At 64.4% G+C, this 21,687-nt stretch carries 20 protein-coding genes and 2 tRNA genes; 8 read left to right on the forward strand and 14 right to left on the reverse strand.

What is annotated here, in order from left to right:
• Positions 1-247: 247 nt before the first annotated feature.
• Positions 248-1,927 carry an energy-dependent translational throttle protein EttA gene (gene ettA / locus VGD10_RS08880; protein WP_331040459.1) on the reverse strand — a complete coding sequence of 560 codons (1,680 nt, stop codon included), beginning with the start codon at positions 1,925-1,927 and terminating at the stop codon, positions 248-250.
• 99 nt (positions 1,928-2,026) lie between these two features.
• On the opposite strand from ettA, the gene VGD10_RS08885 reads away from it, so the two are divergent.
• Positions 2,027-3,400 carry a M20/M25/M40 family metallo-hydrolase gene (locus VGD10_RS08885; protein WP_331040460.1) on the forward strand — a complete coding sequence of 458 codons (1,374 nt, stop codon included), beginning with the start codon at positions 2,027-2,029 and terminating at the stop codon, positions 3,398-3,400.
• Positions 3,401-3,476: 76 nt separating this feature from the next.
• Here the strand turns inward: VGD10_RS08885 and VGD10_RS08890 are convergent.
• The 5 genes from VGD10_RS08890 to VGD10_RS08910 form a co-directional block, all read right to left on the reverse strand.
• Positions 3,477-3,553, reverse strand: a tRNA-Pro gene (locus VGD10_RS08890).
• A 21-nt stretch (positions 3,554-3,574) separates the two neighbouring features.
• Positions 3,575-3,649: transfer RNA gene (locus VGD10_RS08895), tRNA-Ile, on the reverse strand.
• A 50-nt stretch (positions 3,650-3,699) separates the two neighbouring features.
• Positions 3,700-5,202 carry a sensor histidine kinase gene (locus tag VGD10_RS08900; protein WP_331040461.1) on the reverse strand — a complete coding sequence of 501 codons (1,503 nt, stop codon included), beginning with the start codon at positions 5,200-5,202 and terminating at the stop codon, positions 3,700-3,702.
• Positions 5,203-5,348: 146 nt separating this feature from the next.
• The gene (locus VGD10_RS08905; protein WP_331040462.1) at positions 5,349-6,590 is read right to left on the reverse strand and encodes a tetratricopeptide repeat protein; all 1,242 of its coding nucleotides are present in this window, start codon (positions 6,588-6,590) and stop codon (positions 5,349-5,351) included.
• Positions 6,591-6,620: 30 nt separating this feature from the next.
• Complete coding sequence (locus tag VGD10_RS08910) at positions 6,621-7,841, reverse strand: tetratricopeptide repeat protein (protein ID WP_331040463.1); 1,221 nt, start codon at positions 7,839-7,841, stop codon at positions 6,621-6,623.
• Positions 7,842-8,158: 317 nt separating this feature from the next.
• Here VGD10_RS08910 and gyrA point away from each other — a divergent pair, with 317 nt between their 5' ends.
• Both gyrA and trmFO read left to right on the forward strand, forming a co-directional pair.
• On the forward strand, positions 8,159-10,885 hold the full coding sequence (gyrA, locus tag VGD10_RS08915; protein WP_331040464.1) for a DNA gyrase subunit A: 2,727 nt from the start codon (positions 8,159-8,161) through the stop codon (positions 10,883-10,885).
• A gap of 261 nt (positions 10,886-11,146) precedes the next feature.
• Positions 11,147-12,523 (forward strand): methylenetetrahydrofolate--tRNA-(uracil(54)-C(5))-methyltransferase (FADH(2)-oxidizing) TrmFO, encoded by a 1,377-nt coding sequence (gene trmFO / locus VGD10_RS08920; protein ID WP_331040465.1) that lies wholly within the window; start codon positions 11,147-11,149, stop codon positions 12,521-12,523.
• Here trmFO and VGD10_RS08925 read toward each other — a convergent pair.
• The 6 genes from VGD10_RS08925 to eno all read right to left on the reverse strand — a co-directional run bounded on the left by VGD10_RS08925 (position 12,459) and on the right by eno (position 17,822).
• Positions 12,459-12,896 (reverse strand): EF-hand domain-containing protein, encoded by a 438-nt coding sequence (locus VGD10_RS08925; RefSeq protein WP_331040466.1) that lies wholly within the window; start codon positions 12,894-12,896, stop codon positions 12,459-12,461. The two genes, trmFO and VGD10_RS08925, sit on opposite strands and share 65 nt — an antisense overlap.
• A 56-nt stretch (positions 12,897-12,952) precedes the next feature.
• A complete protein-coding gene (locus VGD10_RS08930; RefSeq protein ID WP_331040467.1) occupies positions 12,953-13,603 on the reverse strand; it encodes a squalene/phytoene synthase family protein in 651 nt (216 codons plus the stop codon).
• A 16-nt stretch (positions 13,604-13,619) separates the two neighbouring features.
• Positions 13,620-15,026 carry a pyruvate dehydrogenase complex E1 component subunit beta gene (locus VGD10_RS08935; RefSeq protein WP_331040468.1) on the reverse strand — a complete coding sequence of 469 codons (1,407 nt, stop codon included), beginning with the start codon at positions 15,024-15,026 and terminating at the stop codon, positions 13,620-13,622.
• Entirely contained in the window at positions 15,026-16,090 is a 1,065-nt protein-coding gene (pdhA, locus tag VGD10_RS08940) for a pyruvate dehydrogenase (acetyl-transferring) E1 component subunit alpha (RefSeq protein WP_331040469.1), read from the reverse strand. The genes VGD10_RS08935 and pdhA overlap by 1 nt, the downstream gene beginning before the upstream one ends.
• A gap of 95 nt (positions 16,091-16,185) precedes the next feature.
• Positions 16,186-16,440 (reverse strand): FtsB family cell division protein, encoded by a 255-nt coding sequence (locus VGD10_RS08945; RefSeq protein ID WP_331040470.1) that lies wholly within the window; start codon positions 16,438-16,440, stop codon positions 16,186-16,188.
• A gap of 95 nt (positions 16,441-16,535) precedes the next feature.
• On the reverse strand, positions 16,536-17,822 hold the full coding sequence (gene eno / locus VGD10_RS08950; RefSeq protein WP_331040471.1) for a phosphopyruvate hydratase: 1,287 nt from the start codon (positions 17,820-17,822) through the stop codon (positions 16,536-16,538).
• 160 nt (positions 17,823-17,982) lie between these two features.
• Here eno and VGD10_RS08955 point away from each other — a divergent pair, with 160 nt between their 5' ends.
• The 5 genes from VGD10_RS08955 to VGD10_RS08975 all read left to right on the forward strand — a co-directional run bounded on the left by VGD10_RS08955 (position 17,983) and on the right by VGD10_RS08975 (position 20,500).
• Positions 17,983-18,882: a hypothetical protein gene (locus VGD10_RS08955; RefSeq protein WP_331040472.1), complete on the forward strand. Its 900-nt coding sequence runs from the start codon at positions 17,983-17,985 to the stop codon at positions 18,880-18,882.
• A gap of 2 nt (positions 18,883-18,884) precedes the next feature.
• Positions 18,885-19,268, forward strand: coding sequence for a phage holin family protein (locus VGD10_RS08960; RefSeq protein ID WP_331040473.1), 384 nt, complete (start codon positions 18,885-18,887; stop codon positions 19,266-19,268).
• Entirely contained in the window at positions 19,265-19,669 is a 405-nt protein-coding gene (locus tag VGD10_RS08965; RefSeq protein ID WP_331040474.1) for a DUF3618 domain-containing protein, read from the forward strand. Before VGD10_RS08960 ends, VGD10_RS08965 begins: the two co-directional genes overlap by 4 nt.
• Positions 19,666-20,190 (forward strand): hypothetical protein, encoded by a 525-nt coding sequence (locus tag VGD10_RS08970; protein ID WP_331040475.1) that lies wholly within the window; start codon positions 19,666-19,668, stop codon positions 20,188-20,190. The genes VGD10_RS08965 and VGD10_RS08970 overlap by 4 nt, the downstream gene beginning before the upstream one ends.
• A gap of 85 nt (positions 20,191-20,275) precedes the next feature.
• Positions 20,276-20,500, forward strand: coding sequence for a DUF4170 domain-containing protein (locus VGD10_RS08975; protein ID WP_331040476.1), 225 nt, complete (start codon positions 20,276-20,278; stop codon positions 20,498-20,500).
• Here the strand turns inward: VGD10_RS08975 and VGD10_RS08980 are convergent.
• Together VGD10_RS08980 and greA are read right to left on the reverse strand one after the other, a co-directional pair.
• Positions 20,497-21,138, reverse strand: a complete 642-nt coding sequence (locus VGD10_RS08980; RefSeq protein WP_331040477.1) for a rhomboid family intramembrane serine protease — start codon at positions 21,136-21,138, stop codon at positions 20,497-20,499. The two genes, VGD10_RS08975 and VGD10_RS08980, sit on opposite strands and share 4 nt — an antisense overlap.
• 12 nt (positions 21,139-21,150) lie before the next feature.
• Positions 21,151-21,630, reverse strand: coding sequence for a transcription elongation factor GreA (gene greA, locus VGD10_RS08985; protein WP_331040478.1), 480 nt, complete (start codon positions 21,628-21,630; stop codon positions 21,151-21,153).
• Positions 21,631-21,687: the final 57 nt, after the last annotated feature.

Below are 21,687 nucleotides of genomic sequence, written 5' to 3' on the forward strand. Positions count from 1 at the left end.
GCGAGCGCAGGGTCCCAGCGCAGCGGCGACGGGCCGACCCGCTGCCGCTCGACATTATGTGCCGCAAGCGTTCGCTCAGCAAAGCTCGATAAGTCCTGCTCACCCGCTGCTCGCCGTTCGGTAACGACTGCGCCGTCGGGCCAGGGCGGCCTGGGAGCGGTGCAAGCAGCGACGCCTAGAACAGCGGCAACGCACAGGAGCGAACGAGCAGCCATTCCGTCAGGACCGGCTGTCCTGACGGAGGTTCCTAGCGGGTCAGCTTGCGGTACGTAACCCGGTGCGGCCTATCCGCCTCAGGGCCCAGACGACGAAGCTTATCCTCCTCATAAGCTTCGAAATTGCCTTCGAACCACTCGACGTGACTGTCGCCTTCGAAGGCGAGAATGTGGGTGGCGAGGCGATCGAGGAAGAAGCGGTCGTGGCTGATCACCACGGCGCAGCCAGCGAAATTCTCAAGCGCCTCTTCGAGAGCGCGTAGCGTTTCCACGTCGAGGTCGTTGGTCGGCTCGTCGAGCAGGAGCACGTTGCCGCCCTTCTGCAGCATCTTCGCCATGTGAACGCGGTTGCGCTCGCCGCCGGAAAGCTGCCCCACCTTCTTCTGCTGGTCAGACCCACGGAAATTGAACGCGCCGACATAGGCGCGGGTCGCAACTTCGTGCTTGCCGAGCTTGAAGACGTCTAAGCCGTCGGAGATTTCCTCCCAAACGTTCTTCTTCGGGTCGAGCGCATCGCGGCTCTGGTCGACGTAGCCGAGATGCACGGTATCGCCGATGTCGATCGCCCCGGCATCCGGCTGCTCAGCGCCCGTGATGAGCTTGAACAAAGTCGTCTTACCGGCGCCGTTCGGCCCGATCACGCCGACGATGCCGCCCGGCGGAAGCGAGAATGAGAGGTTCTCGAACAGCAGCTTGTCGCCATAGGCCTTGGTGAGGCCCTTCGCCTCGATCACCTTGCCGCCCAAACGCTCCGGCACCTGGATGAGGATCTGCGCCTTGCCGGGCGTGCGGTTCTCCTGCGCCTCGACCAGTTCGTCGAATGCGCGGATACGGGCCTTCGACTTGGTCTGCCGCGCCTTCGGGCTGCGCCGGATCCAGTCCAGCTCCTCCTGGATGGCCTTCTGGCGGCCTTCTTCCTCTCGCTCCTCCTGCTCCAGCCTCTTGGCTTTCTTCTCCAAGTATCCGGAATAGTTAGATTCATAGATGTAGTAGCGGCCGCGATCTAGCTCGAGCACCCAGTTCACGACATTGTCGAGGAAGTAACGGTCGTGGGTGACGAGAATGACGTTCCCGGGATAATCAATGAGGTGCTTTTCGAGCCAATGGACGCTCTCGGCATCCAGATGGTTGGTCGGCTCGTCGAGCAGCAGGATTTCCGGCTTTTCGAGCAGCAGCCGGGTCAAGGCGACGCGGCGCTTCTCACCGCCGGACAGATTAGTGACGGACGCATCGCCCGGCGGGCAGCGAAGCGCGTCCATGGCGATCTCCAGTTGGTTATCGAGGGTCCATCCGTCGACCGCGTCGATCTTCTCCTGAAGCTCGCCCATCTCCGTCATCAGCGCGTCGAAGTCGGCGTCTTCGGGCGGGTCGGCCATGATGGTCGAGATTTCGTTGAAGCGGTCCATCATGTCGGCGACCGGGCGGACGCCGTCCATGACATTCTCCTTCACCGTCTTGGACGGGTCGAGATGCGGCTCCTGCTCCAGATAGCCGACGCGAATCCCCTCGCCCGGCCATGCCTCGCCCTGAAATTCGGTGTCACGGCCGGCCATGATCTTCATCAGGGTCGACTTGCCCGACCCGTTAGGCCCAATGATCGCGATCTTCGCGTCAGGATAGAATTGCAGGTTGATGTTATTGAGGATCGGCTTGGGGGCGCCGGGGAAGGACTTGGTCATGCCCTTCATGACGAAACTATATTGTGCGGCCATGGCGGCGCTTCGCTCCAGGAATGTGAGTGGATTTGCGGCTCCTCTAGAGCGCCGGAGAAGCATTGGCAAACCGCCAATAGCCGCTTAAGCCGACAACCCATGAAGAAGCTCCTCCTCGCTGCCGCCCTCCTCTCCCTCCCCTCGACGATCGCTGCTCAGGCAAATGTCGAGCGCCTGCGCGATGCCGCACTGAAGGACGATCTTGCCTTCGACATGATCGAAGACCTCACGACCGAGGTCGGACCTCGGCCCGCCGGCACTCCGGCCGAAGCGCGCGCGCGGCAATGGGCTGCGGAGCGACTGCGAGCGCTCGGCTTTCAGAACGTCCGCATCGAAGATTATCAGATGCCCACATGGGTCCGCGGCGTGGAGAAGGCAGAAATCATTGCGCCTTTCCCGCAGCCGCTTGTGATTACGGCGCTCGGCAACAGCGGCGCTACCCCTGCTCAAGGGGTGACCGCAGAAGTTGTTGGCTTCGACAGCGTCGCCGCACTGGAAGCTGCACCCGACGCGGCAATCCGAGGTAAGATTGTCTTCATCACACATCGGATGATGCGCGGCCAGGACGGGCTTCACTACGGTCAGTTTGGAGCGCCGCGCCGTGCCGGGCCGACCGTTGCCAGCCGTAAGGGCGCAGCCGCGATCGTGATCCGATCGATCGGTACCGACTATCACCGTAATCCGCATACCGGCGTCCAGAATTTCGCCGAAGGCGTCGCGCCGATCCCGGCTGGCGCGCTGTCCATTCCCGATGCCGAGCAGCTTGAACGCATCCTGGAGCGGGCCGGCAACCGCCCGGTGACCATGCACCTCACCATGACCCCCCGTCAGATCGGCATGCAGCCGTCGGGCAATGTCGTCGCCGAAGTGCCGGGCACTGATCCCAATGCCGGGATCATCCTGATCGGCGGCCATCTCGACAGCTGGGATCTTGGCACCGGCGCGTTCGACAATGCGTCAGGCGTCGCAATCACTACTGCCGCGGCTAAGCGGATCATGGATGCGGGAAGGCCTCGGCGCACCATCCGCGTCGTCCTGTTCGGGGCAGAAGAAGTGGGCCTCTTTGGCAGCAACGCTTATTACGAACGGCACAAGGACGAAAATATCGTCATGGTTGCGGAATCGGATTTTGGCGCCGACCGCATCTGGCGGATGCGGACCCGCTTCGCCGAGCCAGCGCGCGCCATCGGCGTTCGTGTAGCCGACCTGCTGGCGCCGCTCGGCATCGCCGTCGCGCCCGGGGACGCTGGCGGGGGCCCCGACACCGGCATCTGGGTGCGGAACGGCCGCGCCGCGATCGACCTCAGCCAGGACGGCATCCGCTATTTCGACTACCACCACACGCCCGACGACACGCTCGACAAGATCGACCAGGAACAGCTCCGGCAGAATGTCGCTGCCTGGACAACTATGCTTGCAACGGTCGCCAACGCGCCCGAGGAAATCGGGCGGGTAGCGGCTGCGGGGCAGTAAATCTCTTCCTACACGGACCACCAGCCGGCGGATCATCACGCGCGAACAGTCCCTCGGACTGTTCGCTGATGCGTGATGGTCGGGGAGACAGGATTCGAACCTGCGACCCTCTGCTCCCAAAGCAGATGCGCTACCAGGCTGCGCTACTCCCCGACATCAACCTCCCTCGCCGCCTGGTGGGCCCGGAGGGATTCGAACCCCCAACCTAGCCGTTATGAGCGGCCGGCTCTACCGTTGAGCTACAGGCCCAAAGGCGAAGGAATAGGGCGGATAGGAGGGCCGGCGGTACTTGGCAAGGCTCAGCCGCTCCGGCTGGCGCTCCCGTTGGCCGGCAGCAATGGTGGCAGATAAAGATTGAAGCGGTCGGGGCCGATGTCGAGGCTTCCACCCACCGCCTCGGCAAGGCTCCGGACAAGTCGAAGCGCGAAGCCGAGCCCCAGCGACGGCGCCTCTGGCCAATCGCCTTCCGGGGTGTAGCCGGGGTCGAGCAACTCCGCCTCGAACAGCCCGGAAATGGCGCGCGGACGGGCGATGGAGAGGCAGAGCATCGGCCCCTTCGCGGTGTTCTCGCAGGCCAGGTTGGCGAGCAACGTCTCGCCTTCGCCTGCAAGGCCGATCGTGGCGGCGAGAAGCCGGGCGAACATCCGCTCGGCGGCCGAAGCTTCGATCTTCGCCGGCGGCAGGTCCGGCGCGAAGTCGATCTGCAGCGTCGCGTTCCGCTGCGTCGCCACCCGCTCATAATCGTCGTAGAGGCAGAAGAGCAGCACCACGGCATCGACCGCGCTCTCGTCAAGCGGCAGTCGATGCGTCTCGATCCGGGCAGCCGTGTCTAGATCGTCGACTGAAGATAGAAGACGCGCAGCCTCTTCCCGAATAGCGGCGGCGCGGGCGCGGTAATTTTCAGCGGCGGGTCCAAGGAACTGCCTGTCGATCATCTCGGCAAAGCCCATGATAGCGTTGAGCGGGGTGCGAAGTTCGTGCACCAGCTGCCGAAGCGCGTCTGGCTCCATCTTCGTTCCAAACATGCCTTCCGCCCGAGCGGCGAGCGGTGCGACGGGGGCGGCGACTTCGTCCAGGCGAGGCCTTCGGGCGCTGCCGCGATAACCGACGAAATGGCCCTGCGCGGCATCGAAGAAGGGCACGCCCGACAGGCGCCAATCGCCGGAAGCCGGCCCCTCCCCCGCCACGGTGAAGCGCGCATCCCGGAAGGGAGACCGTTGCTTGAAGGCGCCGACCGCCTGCCCGTCCACGCCGAATTCGCCAGGGGCCGCGGCGCTGGCGATGCTCTGCCCCACCAGCGGCTCCCGCGGCGCGCCATCGACCCAAAGGAGAACGCCGTCCGCACCCGTTTCCCAGCGGAAGCTCTTCAGCGGCCCCTGCGGCGGAGCGTCTGCCTCATGCTTTCGCTTTCGAACCGCTTCGATGCGGGCGAGCAAGTCCCTGATATGTGCTTCGCTCTTGGCGGCTGCAGGGCTGAGAGCTGGCTCCGGCGACGCCGGAGCCGGTATAGGCCAAGGAGCGGCAGGCTCAGGCGTCGCCTTCTCTTCCTCGTCTTTCAGTATCCTGTCGAGCTCCGGCGAGATCCTGCCGACGAAAGAGGCAGCGATACGCCGGCGCTGTTCTACCGGAATATATGCGCGCTGCGACTGGATATAGGCGAGCGCCTGATCGACTTGGGGACCGCCGGCGCTGTCCGGGCGCTGTGCGAGAAGATCGACGAGCTGGTGCCATTTGGCGCGAACGATTGCCTCGCCGCCTTCCGGCTGCGCAAGCACCGTCGCGATCCTGTCGTCGAAACGCACCCCATCCCCCGCTTGTAAAGGCGTTGGTTAGCGCTGCGTTCACCCATGCGGAAGCCCGCAAAACGGACCGTAACGTTTTGGGACGGCAAGCAAAAGAAAGGGGCGCCCGCTTGCCGCAGGCGCCCCTCGTCAAATCTGAAGGAAGATCAGCTCTTCTGGGCGAGCCAGAGCGACCACAACCCAGCGAGATCGGCCCGCTTGCCTCCGACCGACTTGAAGGCGGCCTCGGCCTCAGCCTTTTGTCCGAGCATAGCGAGCGAGATGCCGAGCCGCGTCTTTGCGAGATCGGTGTCGATCGATCCCTTGGCGGCAGCAGTGCGATAAAGCTCCGCCGCCTTCGCATAGTCGCCATGGCCAAAATAACCGTCGGCAACGCGAAGGGCGGTGCGGCCGGAGCCATCCGCCTGCGCCTTGGCGACGAGACCCGCAAGCGCCGCCTTGTCTTCCGCCGCTCTTGCCGACGCTCTCTTCGTCAGTTCGCCGAAACTCGGATTGCTTGCCTTGACCTTACCGGCGGCAGTTCCCTCACGGACAAGGTCCTGCAGCTCGCCAAAATAGCTGCCGCGGTCAAGCGTGCTGGCAAGGACGTAATAATCGTTTTCGGACCGGAGCGACTTGGTCGCGCGAGACAGGCGAAGCAGGTCCAGCTCCGCCTCGGCATCGAGGCCCCCGGCCTGACGGAAGATCAGCAGCGCATCGTGCCAGTTGTCTGCAGTCGGGTAAGCCTGAACGAGGCTCCGGCTGAAGCTCTGGCTCTGCGGCGCAAGCCTGCCTTCATAAGCGAACTTCAGGCCGCGCTTGTACCAGGTCTCAGGAACAGTCTCACCCGCAGCCTTCTTGAGGCCGATCGCGCGATCGATCAGAGCGACTGCATCCGCAGGCCGCTTTTGCTGAGCCCGGACTTCCGCCAACTGCAATACCGAATCCGTGTGGTTCGGCTCGAGCTCGATAGCCTTCTCCAAGGCCGTCGCCGAACGGTCGAAATTCTTGGCGTTGTAGCTCAGAGCGCCGATGTTCCGGTAGAGGCGGGGAAGCTCCGCAGCCGTCGCACCGCCGCTAGCAAGGAGAGCCTCGAGGGCGGCGAGCTTGGCCGCATCGTCATTGATGTTGATCGCCTGGCTGAGCTGAAGCTGAGCAATAACGTAGCGATCGTCCGCCGTCTTCGCCGCCGCCTGGGCCGCCGGAAGCGCCGCCACATAGGCTGCTGCATCCTTGGCGTTCACCGCCGCCTGAAGCGGGGCAATCGCCTTACGCCCTTCAGCGCTCAGGTCGAACTTGCGCGTTGGCGCTTCGGCGGGCGCTGCCGCTTTGTTCTGGGCGGCTGCGGGAACCGAGGCACCGGCGGCGGCAAGGGCAGCCGCGAGGGCGAGGGTCGAGATCGACTTCATGAGAACTTTTCTCCTGTTTGGACTTGAGCGTCAGGCGCGGCGGCTAAGCCAGGCAAGCCAGAGCGAAGCGAGGTTGGCGCGGGGGCCGGTGACGGCGCGGAAGGCGGTCTCCGCCTCCGCCCGCTGCCCGGCCATTGCAAGAGCGATGCCGAGGCGGGTGTTGGCCACGTTGGGGTCCACTGACCCCTTCTGCAGCGCCGCTTGATAGAGCGAAGCCGCAGCGGCATAGTCACCGCTTCCGAAGAAGGTGTCGCCCGCCGAAAGGGCGGCCGTGCCGGTCGCCGAGGCCATGGCCTTGGTCTGGAGTCCCGTAAGCGCGGCCTTGCCGGTCGCGCGCTTCGCAGAGGCCGCCAGCAGATCCTTGGCCGCACCCTTGCTGGCGTCGACCATGCGCTGCGAAACGCCCTCGTCCAGCACGGACTTGGCTTCGTTGCCGAGGCCCGCAGCCGTGAACGCCTGCGCGCTCTCGAAATAATCCCGCTCCCCCGCCATCGACTTCGATGCACGAAGCAGGCGATAGAGGTCGAGCCGGGCATCATTGTCGAACCCGCCTAGGTCCCGGTGGACCAGCGCCGCGTCACGGATATTCTCGTCGCTCGGATAGGTCGCGACCAGCGCGCGGCTGAACTTCAGGCTCTGAGGCGCCACCTTGGCGTCGAACGCGGTCTTCAGCGCACGCTTATACCAGCTTTCCGGCACCGGCTGGCCTGACGCCTGGCGAAGGTCGATTGCCCGCTCCATTAGCGGTACCGACGCCGCGACATTGCCCATGTCGTGCCGGATCTCGGCGAGCGCCATAACCGCATTGGCATCATTCGGAGCCAACTCGACATAGCGTGCATAAGCCGCTTCGGCTCTCTTGATATCGTTATTGCGGATCGCAAGCGCCGCCTGATTGGCGACCAGCTGCGGAAGGTCGGCGGCGGGCACAACACCGCTGCTCAGCATGATCTCAATGGCATGCGCCTGCATCTGGAGGTTCGCCGTCGCGATGCCTGTGCGGAGCTGATACTGGCCGACCATATAGCGTGCATCGGCGCCCTGCGCTGCCGAACGCGCCGCGGGAAGCGCCGCCGCCGCCGCTGCGAAATTGTTGGTGAGGATCGCGTTCTGAAGCGGCAAGATTGCCGCCCGCTCCTGCGCGTTGAGGGTGAAGGTGCGGCCCTGCTGCGCCGTTGCGGACTGGCCTGCGAACGTCGCGGCACCTACGAACAATGCGGCGCAGAAAGCAGCGCGCTTACCCAGCTTCATGTCTTTCTCTCTCCGATGCCCCTGGCGAGTCACGCCTCCTTGAGGACGGGGCTGCTTCTATCGCCAATCGCATGGGCTTGCTATCCGAAAGGCGCTGAACCCCGCTTGAACCGCAAGCAGCCGGAAAAGCGGGAAAAATCCCGCCCGTTTGACCCGAATGACGGGGGCCTCTACCCGGCCCCTGCCGCCGCTTTTTGTCCCCAGAAATTCTCGCGCGCGTACGCGCGTGGGGTGGCGCCGGGCCGAGGCATCGGCTAGGCTCCAGCCTCTATCCGGCGCCAAGCGCCTCCTATTCAAGAAAGCCTTAGGAACAGACATTGGCCAGCGCACCGCCGACCATCGAACCCAGCGACATCACGCCCGTCTCCATCGTCGACGAGATGAAGACCTCCTATCTCGACTATGCGATGTCGGTGATCGTCGCCCGCGCGCTTCCGGACGTGCGCGACGGCCTGAAGCCGGTGCATCGCCGCATCCTCTTCGCCTGTCAGGAAGGCGGCTTCGTCCCCGGACGTCCCTACCGCAAGTCGGCCAAGATCGTCGGCGACGTGATGGGCAACTACCACCCGCACGGCGACAGCGCGATCTACGACGCACTTGCGCGCATGACGCAGGACTGGTCGATGCGGGTGGCGCTGATCGATGGCCAGGGCAATTTCGGTTCGATGGATCCCGATCCGCCAGCCTCCATGCGTTACACTGAGGCGCGGCTCGCCAAGGTCGCCATGACCCTACTCGACGATCTCGACAAGGATACGGTCGACTTCACGCCCAACTATGACGGCAGCCGCGAAGAGCCGCAGGTGCTCCCCGCCCGCTTCCCCAACCTCCTCGTCAACGGTGCCGGTGGCATCGCCGTCGGCATGGCGACCAATATCCCGCCGCACAATCTCGGCGAGGTGATCGCCGCCTGCAGGGCCTATATCGCCAATCCCGGCATCACGATCGAAGAGCTGATCGAGATCGTGCCGGGCCCTGACTTCCCGACCGGACCGCTGATCCTCGGCCAGGCGGGTGCGCGCAGCGCCTATCATACGGGCCGCGGCTCCATCATCATGCGCTCGCGCCACATTGTCGAGGAAGGGCGGAACGACCGCCGCTCGATCGTGCTGACCGCCATCCCCTATCAGGTCGGCAAGAACGGCCTCGTCGAGAAGATCGCCGAGGCGGCCAAGGACAAGCGCATCGAGGGTGTCGCCGACATTCGCGACGAGTCCAACCGGGAAGGCGTCCGCGTCGTCATCGACCTAAAGCGCGACGCCACGCCGGAAGTGGTGCTGAACCAGCTCTGGCGGCACACGCCGGCGCAATCAAGCTTTCCGGCCAACATGCTCGCCATTCGCGGCGGCCGCCCTGAAACGCTGAACCTCCGCGACATCATCGAAAGCTTTGTCAAATTCCGCGAGGAAGTGATCACCCGCCGGACGAAGTTCGAGCTGAACAAAGCGCGCGACCGCGCCCATATCTTGCTCGGTCTCGTCATTGCCGTCACCAATCTCGACGAAGTGGTGCGGATGATCCGCGCCTCGGCCTCGCCCGCGGAGGCACGCGCCTCCCTTCTCGCTCGCGCTTGGCCGGTGGCGGAGATCGCGCCCTACATTCGCCTCGTCGAAGCGGTCGAACATGAGGTCGAAGGCGACAGCTATACTCTCTCCGATGCGCAAGTCCGCGCCATCCTAGAACTCCGCCTCCACCGCCTGACGGCACTCGGACGCGACGAGATCGGCGGCGAGCTTCAAGAGCTTGCGACCTCGATCGGAGAGCTGCTCGAAATCCTCGGCGACCGGCAGAAACTTTATGAGGTCATGCTGCAGGAGTTCGACGAGATTGCGGAGCAATATGCGACCCCGCGCCTCACCGAGATCGCGCCGGCTTGGGACGGGATCGAGGATGAGGATCTGATCGAGCGCGAGGACATGGTCGTGACCGTCACCATGTCGGGCTACATCAAGCGCACGCCGCTCGACGCCTTCCGCGCCCAGCGCCGCGGCGGCAAGGGCCGCGCCGGCATGAACACGAAGGACGAGGATGCGGTCACCAACCTGTTCGTGACCTCGACGCACACGCCGGTCCTGTTCTTCTCGACCCACGGCAAGGTTTATCGCCTGAAGGTCTGGCGCCTGCCCGAAGGCAATCCGCAGGCCCGCGGGCGGCCGATGGTGAACCTTCTGCCTCTGGCCGAGGGCGAGACGATTTCAACCGTGCTTCCGCTTCCGGAGAATGAGGAGGAGTGGAAGAATCTCCACGTCATCTTCGCCACCGCGCATGGCGGCGTCCGTCGCAACAGCATGGACGCCTTCGCCAACGTGCCGTCGAACGGCAAGTTCGCGATGCGGTTCGACGAGGATGCGACCGACTGCCTGATCGGCGTCGCGCTCCTGACCGAGGAGGACGATGTCCTGCTCGCGACCAAGCAGGGCCGGGCGATCCGTTTCGAGGCGACTGCGGTACGCGAATTCCAGAGCCGCACCTCGACCGGCGTCCGCGGCATCACCCTCCGCGACGGCGACGAGGTGATCTCGCTCTCGATCCTCAAGGGCTTCCCCGCGACGACCGAGGAGCGCGACGCCTATCTCCGCGCCGCGCCGTGGAAGGAGAATGAGAACGCCCCCACCCTCTCGCCCGAGCGCATGGCCGAGTTCCAGGAAGCGGAGGAGTTCATCCTCACCGTCACTGCCAACGGCTACGGCAAGCGCACCTCGGCCTATGAATATCGCCGCACCAATCGCGGCGGGCAGGGCATTACCAATATTGAAACATCGGCCAGGAACGGCTGCGTAGTGGCAAGCTTCCCCGCCCATAACGGGCAGCAGCTGATGCTGGTCACCGATCAGGCGAAGCTCATCCGCACCACTGTCGGCGACATTCGCATTGCGGGCCGCAACACGCAGGGCGTCACCCTCTTCCGCGTCGCCGAGAACGAGCATGTCGTCTCCGCCGCCCGGATCGAGGAGAGCGAGGACGAAGCCGAAGCCGTGGTCGATGTCGAGGATCAGACGCTTGCCGCGAGCGATGCGGTCATCAGCGGCGACGAGGAAGGCTGAACCTCCGGCTGTAACGCGCCACCCCCTGCAGGAAGCCGGTAGCCCGGCTTTCCTACAGGAGGGCTGTGCGTTAGGCTGTTACATGGTTCAGAATGGATTTGCTATTTATTTCAATATGATGCGCACCGGAACTCACATAAAAGCTTCATATCTGCAGCCAAGTGTCTCGGGCTCATCTTCAATCGCCGCAAAGTTCACGGAAAAGGCGCCTCACCCCATGCACATCGTGCACTTCGACGCAGAACCGTGCATTTCGAGGCCATGAGTCATCAGGTACACATCATCGGCGGCGGTCTCGCAGGCTCGGAAGCGGCGTGGCAGCTTGCCGAGGCAGGCGTGAAGGTGCGGCTCAGCGAAATGCGCGGGTCGGGCGAGATGACTCCCGCGCATCAGACTGACGGGCTTGCCGAGTTGGTTTGCTCAAACAGCTTCCGTTCGGACGACGCGGTGAGCAACGCCGTCGGCTTGCTCCACGCTGAGATGCGGGCGCTCGGCTCCATCATTATGGCTTCGGCCGACGCACATAAGGTTCCTGCAGGTTCGGCGCTGGCCGTGGACCGGGACGGCTTTTCGGAAGCGGTGACCGCGAAACTTGCGGCGCACCCGAACATCGAACTGGTGCGGGAGCGGGTGGACGCCCTCCCCTCGTCCGGCTCCACCATCGTGGCAACCGGCCCGCTTACTGCCGCCAATCTCGCGGGCTCGATAGGCGCGGCGACAGGCAGCGACGCCCTCGCCTTCTTCGATGCCATCGCGCCCATCGTCTATCGCGACAGCATCGACATGGACGTCTGCTGGATGGCCTCGCGCTGGGATAAGGGCGAGACCAAGGATTACATTAACTGCCCGATGACGAAGGAGCAGTATCTCGCCTTTCACCAGGCGCTGATGGACGGGGAGAAGACCGAGTTTCGCGAGTGGGAGAAGGACACGCCTTATTTCGAAGGCTGCATGCCGATCGAAGTGATGGCGGAGCGCGGCGTCGATACACTCCGCTACGGACCGATGAAGCCGGTCGGCCTCGACGACCCGCGCACCGGGCGCTGGCCTTATGCCGTCGTGCAGCTCCGCCAGGACAATGCGCTCGGCACGCTCTGGAACATGGTCGGCTTCCAGACCAAGCTGAAATATGCCGAGCAGGTCCGCATCTTCCGCACCATTCCCGGCCTCGAAAATGCCGAGTTCGCGCGGCTCGGCGGCCTCCACCGCAACACCTTCATCAATTCGCCCCAGCTGCTCGACCGCACGCTACGCCTGAAGGCTGCACCGCACATCCGCTTCGCAGGCCAGATCACCGGCTGCGAAGGCTATGTCGAGAGCGCGGCGATCGGCCTGCTGGCGGGGCGCTTCGCAGCCGCCGAGATCCTCGGCTTCGACATCGCCCCGCCCCCGCCCGAGACGGCGCTTGGGGCCCTGCTGGGTCATATCACCGGCGGAGCGGAGGCCGACAGCTATCAGCCGATGAACGTCAATTTCGGCCTTTTCCCGCCGGTGGAAGGAAAGAAAAAATCGGACCGTAAGGCGGCCTACACCTCGCGCGCCCGTGACGCGCTGAAGGAGTGGCAGGCCGCGTTTAGCAGGCGCAGCGTTTCGGCTTCGCAGGCTTGGGCGCCGTGGTCTGATATTCGGCGGGCGTGAGCCAACCTGAGCGGTCCTTGTCGGCGCCGGCGAACTTCTCGCCCGTCTTCACCGCCCATTCCTCGAAGCTGAGGCTGCCATTGCCGTTCTTGTCGAGCTTGGCGAAGGCCTTCTGGCGCGGCTGCATCAGCTCGGCGCGGGTGATGCGCCCATCGTCATCCTTGTCGGCGCGGGCGAAGCGCTTCTCTTCTTTCGACTTGGCAGGCGCCGAAGGCGGCATCGGCACGGGCTGCTGGAGCGGCGTCACATAATTGGCGGCAGGCGGCGGCGCGGGTGGAACGGGATTGTCGCTCTGGGCCTGGCTCTTCCAGATGAAGAAGCCGGCAGCCATCAGCAGCATCGCCGACACGGCGCCGTACACGAATTTCAGCATGCCCCCTCCTGTTTGGCACCGAGGCTAACCGACTGCCTCTGTCGAGCCAAGCGCGATCAGCGCCCGGTGATCCGGTGCCGCAGCATGCGGAGCATTCGGCCCGGCGAGCCCTGCGGCTCCGGCGGCGGTCCCGCGGCATCCCGGCGGGCAAGTACCGCCAGCATACCGATCGGCCGTAGGGCGGTCGGCCAACGCGCTGGCAGTTCTATCGCCCGGGCCGCTTCGAAGGCGGCAGACGCATCCGGCTCTCCGCTGTGACGGCCGAGATCGGACAGAGCCCAGACTTCCCCTGCTAACTCTTCTTGGGTCGTAGCGGTGCCACCAATCAGCCGCGCCGACAGACGGAACAGGACACCACCCCGCTGCCTTGCATAAGCGTGCAACTCATCCGGCTCCAGCGCACCTTCGGTAAGGAGCTGCGCCCAGCCCTCCTCCATGGCGCTGAGCTCGATGCCGGTGACGCCGCGCGGCAGGACACGCTCGCCGAGTGCCTGAAGGACGGGCTCGGAAGGTGCCTTGTCGATGTCGAGCTTGACGAGCGCATCGCGCCACCAGACCAGCTTGATGCGGCTGATCATCGGCTCTCGACCGGCGGCGAGCACCGCCCCCAGCGCCGCATCGAGCCGCCACAATGCTTCTATGGCAGGCCGATGCCGCGCCGGCACATATGAAAGGGCGAGCGTTCGGTCGGGGTCGAGCGGAGTCACTCTACCTGCCAAAGCCTCAGCGGTACGTGACCTTCTTGGCGGCCTCGACCACGTCGGCGACCTTGATCAGCGCCATCTTCTCGAGATTGGCGGCATAAGGCAGCGGCACGTCCTCATTGGTGACGCGCATCACCGGCGCGTCGAGATCGTCGAAGCCTTCCTCCATGCAGATGGCCATGATCTCGGACGAGACGGAGCAGACCGGCCAGCCTTCCTCGACGCAGACGAGGCGGTTCGTCTTGGTAAGGCTCTTCAGCACCGTCTCCTTGTCGAGCGGGCGGAGCGTGCGAAGGTCAACGACCTCCGCCTCGATCCCCTGCTCGGCAAGCTGGGTCGCCGCATCAAGCGCAACGCCGACGCCGATCGAATAGCTGACCAAAGTCACATCGCGGCCTTCACGCACCACGTTCGCCTTGCCGATCGGCAGGACGTAATCGTCCAGCTTCGGAACGTCGAAGCTCTGGCCGTAGAGCAATTCGTTTTCGAGGAACACGACCGGGTCTTCGGACCGGATCGCGGCCTTGAGCAGCCCCTTCGCGTCTGCCGCCGAGTAAGGCGCGACCACGATCAGGCCCGGGACGCTGGCGTACCAAGGACCGAAATTCTGGCTGTGCTGTGCGGCCACCCGCGACGCGGCGCCGTTCGGGCCGCGGAACACGATCGGGCAGCGCATCTGGCCGCCAGACATATAATTGGTCTTGGCCGCCGAATTGATGATGTGGTCGATCGCCTGCATGGCGAAGTTGAAGGTCATGAACTCGACGATGGGCTTCAGACCGCCCATCGCTGCGCCGGTGCCGACGCCGGCAAAGCCATATTCGGTGATCGGCGTGTCGATCACGCGGCGGGCGCCGAATTCCTCCAGCAGCCCCTGCGTCACCTTATAGGCGCCCTGATATTCGGCGACTTCCTCGCCCATCACGAAGACCCGGTCGTCGGCGCGCATCTCTTCCGCCATGGCGTCGCGGAGCGCTTCACGCACAGTAGTGCGGACCATCTCCGTGCCTTCCGGAACGTCCGGCTCGACGCGAAGGCTTTCGGGCCGATGCTCTTCCTTAGCGGAGAAATTGACCGTCGATTGCTGCGCCTGCTCCTCCTCGGCGGGTGAAGCGGCGATGGCCTGGCCGTTATCTTCGTTCGAGGCGACCTCGTGCGCCGCCCCGGCCCTGTTCGCCTCCTCACCGTCGCCGGCAAGGATGGCGATGACGGTGCCCACCTTCACTTCGTCAGTGCCCTCGGCAACCAGGATCTTGGCGACAGTGCCCTCGTCGACAGCCTCGAACTCCATCGTCGCCTTGTCGGTCTCGATCTCGGCGAGGATGTCGCCGGACGCGACGGTGTCGCCTTCCTTCACCAGCCATTTGGCGAGCGTGCCTTCCTCCATCGTCGGAGAGAGAGCGGGCATCTTGAGTTCGATGGGCATCAGTAAGTCTCGACCAGAACATCGGTGTAAAGTTCGGAAGGATCGGGCTCGGGCGACTGTTCGGAGAAGTCCGCAGCTTCGACGACGATCCGCTTGATTTCGTTGTCGATCTTCTTGACCTCTTCCTCGCCGACGCCGAGCGCAGCAAGCTCCCGCTTCACAAGCTCGATGGGGTCGGACTTGTCGCGCACCGCCTGCACCTCCTCGCGGCTTCGGTACTTGGCGGGGTCCGACATCGAATGGCCGCGATAGCGGTAGGTCTTGAGCTCGAGCAGGATGGGGCCCTTGCCCGCCCGCACCCATTCAAGCGCAGTCGTGGCGGCGCCGCGGACCGCGAGCACGTCCATCCCGTCCACCTGCAGGCCCGGGATGCGGAAGCTTTCGCCGCGCTTGTAAAGCTGGTCCTCGGCCGAGGCGCGGTTGACGCTGGTGCCCATGGCGTACTGGTTGTTCTCGATCACGAAGATGATCGGCAGCTTCCAGAGCTCGGCCATGTTGAAGCTCTCGTAAACCTGGCCCTGGTTCGCGGCGCCGTCGCCGAAATAGGCCATGCAGACGCCGCCGTCGTTCGCATATTTGTGCTTGAAGGCAAGGCCGGTGCCGAGGCTCACCTGCGCGCCGACGATGCCGTGGCCGCCGTAAAATTTATGCTCGACGCTGAACATGTGCATCGAGCCGCCCTTGCCCTTGGAGATGCCGGCCTGGCGTCCCGTCAGCTCGGCCATGATCACCTTCGGATCGATGCCGTAGGCGAGCATATGGCCGTGGTCGCGGTAGCCGGTGATGACGCTGTCCTTGTCAGGATCGAGCGCCGATTGAAGGCCCACGGCGACCGCTTCCTGGCCGATATAGAGGTGACAGAAGCCGCCGATCAGGCCGAGGCCGTAAAGCTGCCCCGCCCTTTCCTCGAAGCGACGGATGAGCAGCATCTGCCGATAATATTCGAGCAGTTCCGCCTTGTCGGCCGAATGCCGCTGCGGCTCGGGCGGACGTTCCCGGTTTGGCGTGGCCGGCGGTGCGGCGGATTTGGATTCGGAGCGCTTCGGCGCGGATGCCTTGGCCAAGGTAACGGCCCTTCCTTCACGTCTCTAAAGTGGCGGCTCTATGGCGGCAAACGCCGGGACGCGCAACATGGCTGCACGCCGGAAATGCGGGAGGATTATTCCTCGAGCGGGATGATCACTTCGTCCGGGCGGACGAGGCCGAGTTCGCTCCGTACCATCTCGTCGGCGAGATCGGGATCGGCCTTGCGCGGGTCGAGCAACTGGGCCCGGTGCTGGAGCCGCGCCCGCTCTTCGCTCAGCGCCGCGAGCTGCACCGCCCGATCTTCCTTCTGCCGCTTGTAATCGCCGAGAGAGAGGATGCCGTTCGAGCCGAAGATCGCATAGCCGAGGAAGTTCGCGATGATCAGCACGGCGATCGCTGGCAGCGCCGCCCGTTTGATCAATTCCAGCGAATTTCGCGTTGCCCCGGCCATGTGGTTAACAGAATCAGGAAAAGGCCCCGGAATCAAGCGGTTTTTGAAGAAAAGATCACCCGGCCCGCATATTTCGCCTGATCGCCCAGTTCCTCTTCGATCCGGATGAGCTGGTTGTACTTGGCGAGCCGGTCCGAGCGGGCGAGGCTGCCGGTCTTGATTTGCCCGCAATTGGTGGCGACGGCGAGGTCGGCGATGGTCGTGTCCTCGGTCTCGCCGGAACGGTGCGACATGACGGCAGTATAGCGGGCGCGATGCGCCATGTTGACCGCATCCAGCGTCTCGGTGAGCGTTCCGATCTGGTTGACCTTCACGAGCAGCGAGTTGGCGAGGCCGCGTTCGATGCCCTCGGCAAGTCGCTTCGGATTGGTGACGAAGAGGTCGTCGCCGACCAGCTGCACCTTGTTTCCGACGAGGTCGGTCAGCGCCTTCCAGCCTTCAAAATCGTCCTCGCTCATCCCGTCCTCGATCGAAAGGATCGGATAGTCTCGGGTAAGCGCGGCGAGATATTCGGCCATTTCACCGGGGCTCAGAACCTTGCCCTCGCCGGGGATGTGATAGGCGCCGTCGCGGAAGAATTCGGTCGCCGCGCAATCGAGCGCGAGCACCACATCGTCGCCGGGCTTGTAGCCGGCCTGCTCGACCGACTTCATGATGAAGTCCAATGCATCGCGCGTCGAGGCGAGGTTCGGCGCGAAGCCGCCTTCGTCGCCAACGGCCGTGGCAAGGCCGGCGTCGTGCAAATTCTTCTTCAGCGTATGGAAGATCTCGGCGCCGCAGCGGACCGCCTCAGCGAGGCTTTCCGCGCCGACCGGCATCACCATGAATTCCTGGAAGTCGATCGGGTTGTCGGCATGTTCGCCGCCATTGATGATGTTCATCATCGGCACCGGCAGAACGTTGGCCGCGACGCCGCCGACATAGCGGTAGAGCGGCAGGCCGCGGGCATCCGCTGCTGCCTTCGCCACGGCAAGGCTGACGCCGAGGATCGCATTGGCGCCGAGCCGCGACTTGTTGGGCGTGCCGTCGAGGTCGATCAGCAGCCGGTCGATCTCGCCCTGCTCTTCCGCTTCGAGGCCGACCAGCGCCTCGAATATCTCGCCCTTCACCGCCTCGACCGCCTGAATGACACCCTTGCCGAGATAGATGCCCTTGTCTCCGTCGCGTTTTTCGACCGCTTCATGGGCGCCGGTCGAAGCGCCCGAAGGCACTGCCGCGCGGCCCGAGCTGCCATCCTCCAGATAGACTTCCACCTCCACCGTCGGATTGCCGCGGCTGTCGAGGATCTGGCGCGCGTGGACGTCGAGAATGGCGGTCATTGTTACGGCCTCGTTATGATCTATATTGGGGTTGATGAGGCCGCTTATCTGGGCGGGTGCGCAGACGCAACTTTCCTTTCCGGGAACGGAACGGAAGGCACGCGACATGTGTTTGCGCATCAACGAATTACGTCCCCCTCAAACGATGGAGATAACAGCCATGCCCCCTCGCAATCCGGAACTTCCCGAAGGTACCGATCACATCATCAACGGCGCGATGGAGACGGAAGGAAGCAACATGGATGACCTTGGCAGCGGCGGCGCCAGTTCCGGCTTCGTCGGCACGGGAAGCGGCGACGATACGGGCGGCATGAGCACTGGCACGGGAGGTGGCAATATGGGCGGAACGACTGGATCTTCGGGCCTTGGCGGCTCGGGCGGAGGCGATTTCGGCGGCGGCAGCGGCGGCAGCGGCGGCAGCGGCGGCTTCGGCAGCGGCTCCACGGGCGGCTCCGGCTCCTCCGGCGGAATGAGCGGCGGCAACATCAAGGCGCAGCTTCGCGACGGCGTCGGCAACCTGCAGAACAAGGCGGGCGAGCAGATCCGCGCTTATGCCGAAACCGGCAAGGACCGTGCGACAAGCGCGCTCGACGACCTCCGGCAGATCGTCGACGAGGCCGCAGGCACGATCGATGAAAAGCTCGGCTCCGAATATGGTGAATATGCGCGCCGCGCGGCCGATGCGGTTGCAGGCTTTGCCGACACGCTCCGCAACAAGGAAGTGGACGAGCTCTTCGACGACGGCCGCAACCTCGTCCGCAAAAGTCCGGGCGTCGCGCTCGGCGTCGCGGCGGTGGTCGGCTTCTCGCTCGTCCGGCTGATCAAGGCCGGCATGGACAGCAATGGCGGCGGCGGAAGCCGCGGCGAACGCGAGATTGAGTTCCAGCCCGACGCGCAGCTCGGCTCCACCGGGTCCACCGGTTACGGCACTACCGGTACGAGCGGTCTTGGCGCCACCGGAAGCACCGGCACGGGCACCGGTTCGACCGGCGGGAGCGCCGGCACGACCACCGGCACTACCACGGTCGGCGGCACCGGTACCAGCGGCTCGGAGATCTGATCATGGATGCGCGGGTTCAGAACCCAACCGACAGCTCGATAGGCGAGCTGTTCGGGCGCCTCGCCGATGACGGCCGCGCGCTCGTCCGTGCCGAGGTCGGGCTTTACAAGCAGATCGCTGTTTACCGGGCGAACAAGGCGAAGCTCGGCGTCGCCGCGCTGGTGGCGGGCGGCTTGCTCGCCTTTGCCGGTCTCATCGCCCTCCTAGTCGGCTTTGTGATCGGCCTCACCGACTTGGTCGGCGGCGTCGCGGCGGGCCTGATCGTCTTTGCAGTCACGGGCATCATCGCCTTCCTCCTGGTCCGCTGGGGCTCGGGCAAGATGGCGGCTTTGTCGGGCGACAATGAAGAGCGTCAGGCGCTCGCTGCCGGGGAGACGAGGTTATGAGCAAGAACAAGCCCCATCCCGACGCCGAAGCGCTGGAGCGCGCGAAGCGCGAGCAGGAGCTGGCCCGCCAGCGCTTCACTACAACGCTTCACACGCTTCAGTACCGGCTGAAGCCTGGAACGCTCGCCAACGATGCCTGGACCGGGGTCAAGGACAAGACGGGCACCATGACGGACAGCGCCCTTCAGACCGTGAAGGACAGGCGGCTCACAGTGTCGGGCGTGATCGCCGCGATCGTGATCTTCCTCGCCCGGGATTCGCTCTGGACCGCGATTTCCAAGCTGATCCGCGGCGAGGACGACAGTGACCTCGTCAAGACGAAGATCCACAAGAAAGACGAAAATTACGACCTCGCCGCTCCGACGGTCTCGAGGTCCGTGAAAGAAGGAGTGAGCGCATGACGATGACGGAAACGGACAACTACACCGGCACGGGCAGCAGCACCGACGGCCGTGGTGGCCGCCTCAGCGGCGCCCGCACCAAGGCGAGCGATGCTTATTATGCTGCCCGCGAACGGACCAGCTCGGCCTATGGCAGCGCCCGCGACGGCGCGAGCCGCGCCCGCCAGAAGACGTCGGAAGGGATCGACGCCAATCCGGTGGCGGCGCTGATCGGCGGCCTCGCCCTCGGCGGCCTGCTTGCAGCGATCCTGCCGAAGACGCGGCGCGAGGAAGAAATGCTCGGCGACTATAGCCGGCAGATCAACAGCCGCGCCCGCGAAGCGGCCCGTGCCGCAAAGGAAGCCGGCACCAGCAAGCTCGACGAGCTTGGCTACAACAAGGAAAACGCCAAGCAGAAATTCGAAACGCTTCGCAGCGACTTTGCCGACATCGCCGGCGCTGCCGCCCAGCGACTGAAGGGAGACGCACGTGAGGTGGCGAGCGCTGCCGCTCAGGAAGCGAAGAGCACCTCTCAGCAATAAGCTTCGGCTTGGCAGGGCTTCGCGGCCTTGCCTCAAGTGGCGACCGTGCTAGGTGCGGTCGCCACTTTCCTTTCAGAGGCACGGCATGAGCAGACTGCATCTCGTTTTCGGCGGGCGGGTGAAGGATCCGCAGGGAACCGACTTCGATCTTTCTACCATCGATCTCGTCGGCGTGTACCCCAATTATGCGAGCGCGCTTGATGCGTGGCGCGCCAATGCGCAGCGCACGGTCGACGACGCCGAGATGAAATATGTCGTCGTCCACCTCCACCGCCTCCTCGAGCCGGAACTGGCCGAGAAGAAGGCTTAAGCCTTCCGGTAGCGGAAGATCAGCAGCGGCTTGGCCAGCAGCAATCCCGACAGGAAGCCGCCGATATGGGCTGCATAGGCTATGCGCTCCACGCCGTCTCCAAGCGTCAGGCCGATCAGCAGTTGCAGCGCCACCCAGGCGGCAGCAAGCCAGAGCGCATTCACCCATAGAGCAAGTTTCGGATTGGCGATCTTCACCCGGTTGCGGCCGAACAGGATCGCATAGGTGCCGATGATCGCCGAGATGGCGCCGCTCGCCCCCACCATCGGGGTCACGTCCTGCGGTCCGACCAGATATTGCGCGGCGGCGGCCGCATAGGCTCCGGTGACGAACAGGACAACCAAAGCCGCCGGTCCAAGGATATTCTCCACCGCCCTGCCGCAGAACAGCAGTATCAGAAGATTAAAGGCCAAGTGCACGAACCCGGCATGCACGAAGGTGGCTGTAAGCGGCGTCAGGAAAACCGGCGCGGCGGGAAAATCCACCCCAAGGCCGCTCGCACGCGCCGGAATGAACCCGCCGCCAATCGCGAAATAATCATTGATGCCCAGTGCCGCCGCTATGGTCCAGGCGACGGCGATAATTGCGGCGATGACAAGCGTCGCCCGGGCACGGCGCCAGCTCTCCGGAGGCCTCATCGCAGCCGGAGCTTAGATGAACTCGATCTTTTCAATCTCGTAATATTTGTCACCCGACGGCGCCGACACCTCGACCTCATCGCCGACGCTGCGGCCGATGAGGGCGCGGCCGAGCGGCGAGGAATAGCTGATGCGCCCGATCTTCGCGTCCGCCTCGGTCTGGCCGACGATCTGATATTTGATCTTCTTGTCATTCTCATCGAGCAGATGAACGGTGGCGCCGAACACCACCTTGTCGCCCGATAAGGTCGTCGGGTCGATGATCATCGCGCGGCTGAGGCGGTCCTCAAGGTCGGCGATCTGCGCCTCGACCTGGCCCTGGCGCTCCTTGGCGGCGTGATATTCAGCGTTTTCGGAAAGGTCGCCATGGGCGCGCGCTTCCTCGATCGCGTCGATGATCGACGGCCGCTCAACGGTTTTCAGGTGCCGCACTTCGTTCTGAAGCCTCTCATAGCCTTCAGCCAGCATCGGCATCTTGTCTACCGTCGCCATAACTTACGCCTTTCGTCAAAACCCTGTTTTAGCTGCCTTTTACTAAGACAACTCAAT

The organism is Allosphingosinicella sp., from assembly GCF_036402135.1.
GTDB lineage: Bacteria > Pseudomonadota > Alphaproteobacteria > Sphingomonadales > Sphingomonadaceae > Allosphingosinicella.

Coding starts and splice junctions, on each gene's coding strand:
- VGD10_RS08980 (WP_331040477.1), bottom strand. CDS start 21,138: ATGAGGCCTCCGGAGAGCTGGCGCCGTGCCCGGGCGACGCTTGTCATC.
- VGD10_RS08905 (WP_331040462.1), bottom strand. CDS start 6,590: ATGAAGTCGATCTCGACCCTCGCCCTCGCGGCTGCCCTTGCCGCCGCC.
- VGD10_RS08960 (WP_331040473.1), top strand. CDS start 18,885: ATGGATGCGCGGGTTCAGAACCCAACCGACAGCTCGATAGGCGAGCTG.
- VGD10_RS08970 (WP_331040475.1), top strand. CDS start 19,666: ATGACGATGACGGAAACGGACAACTACACCGGCACGGGCAGCAGCACC.
- VGD10_RS08910 (WP_331040463.1), bottom strand. CDS start 7,841: ATGAAGCTGGGTAAGCGCGCTGCTTTCTGCGCCGCATTGTTCGTAGGT.
- VGD10_RS08975 (WP_331040476.1), top strand. CDS start 20,276: ATGAGCAGACTGCATCTCGTTTTCGGCGGGCGGGTGAAGGATCCGCAG.
- VGD10_RS08925 (WP_331040466.1), bottom strand. CDS start 12,896: ATGCTGAAATTCGTGTACGGCGCCGTGTCGGCGATGCTGCTGATGGCT.
- VGD10_RS08885 (WP_331040460.1), top strand. CDS start 2,027: ATGAAGAAGCTCCTCCTCGCTGCCGCCCTCCTCTCCCTCCCCTCGACG.
- VGD10_RS08935 (WP_331040468.1), bottom strand. CDS start 15,026: ATGCCCATCGAACTCAAGATGCCCGCTCTCTCTCCGACGATGGAGGAA.
- greA (WP_331040478.1), bottom strand. CDS start 21,630: ATGGCGACGGTAGACAAGATGCCGATGCTGGCTGAAGGCTATGAGAGG.
- trmFO (WP_331040465.1), top strand. CDS start 11,147: ATGAGTCATCAGGTACACATCATCGGCGGCGGTCTCGCAGGCTCGGAA.
- VGD10_RS08965 (WP_331040474.1), top strand. CDS start 19,265: ATGAGCAAGAACAAGCCCCATCCCGACGCCGAAGCGCTGGAGCGCGCG.
- VGD10_RS08955 (WP_331040472.1), top strand. CDS start 17,983: ATGCCCCCTCGCAATCCGGAACTTCCCGAAGGTACCGATCACATCATC.
- ettA (WP_331040459.1), bottom strand. CDS start 1,927: ATGGCCGCACAATATAGTTTCGTCATGAAGGGCATGACCAAGTCCTTC.
- eno (WP_331040471.1), bottom strand. CDS start 17,822: ATGACCGCCATTCTCGACGTCCACGCGCGCCAGATCCTCGACAGCCGC.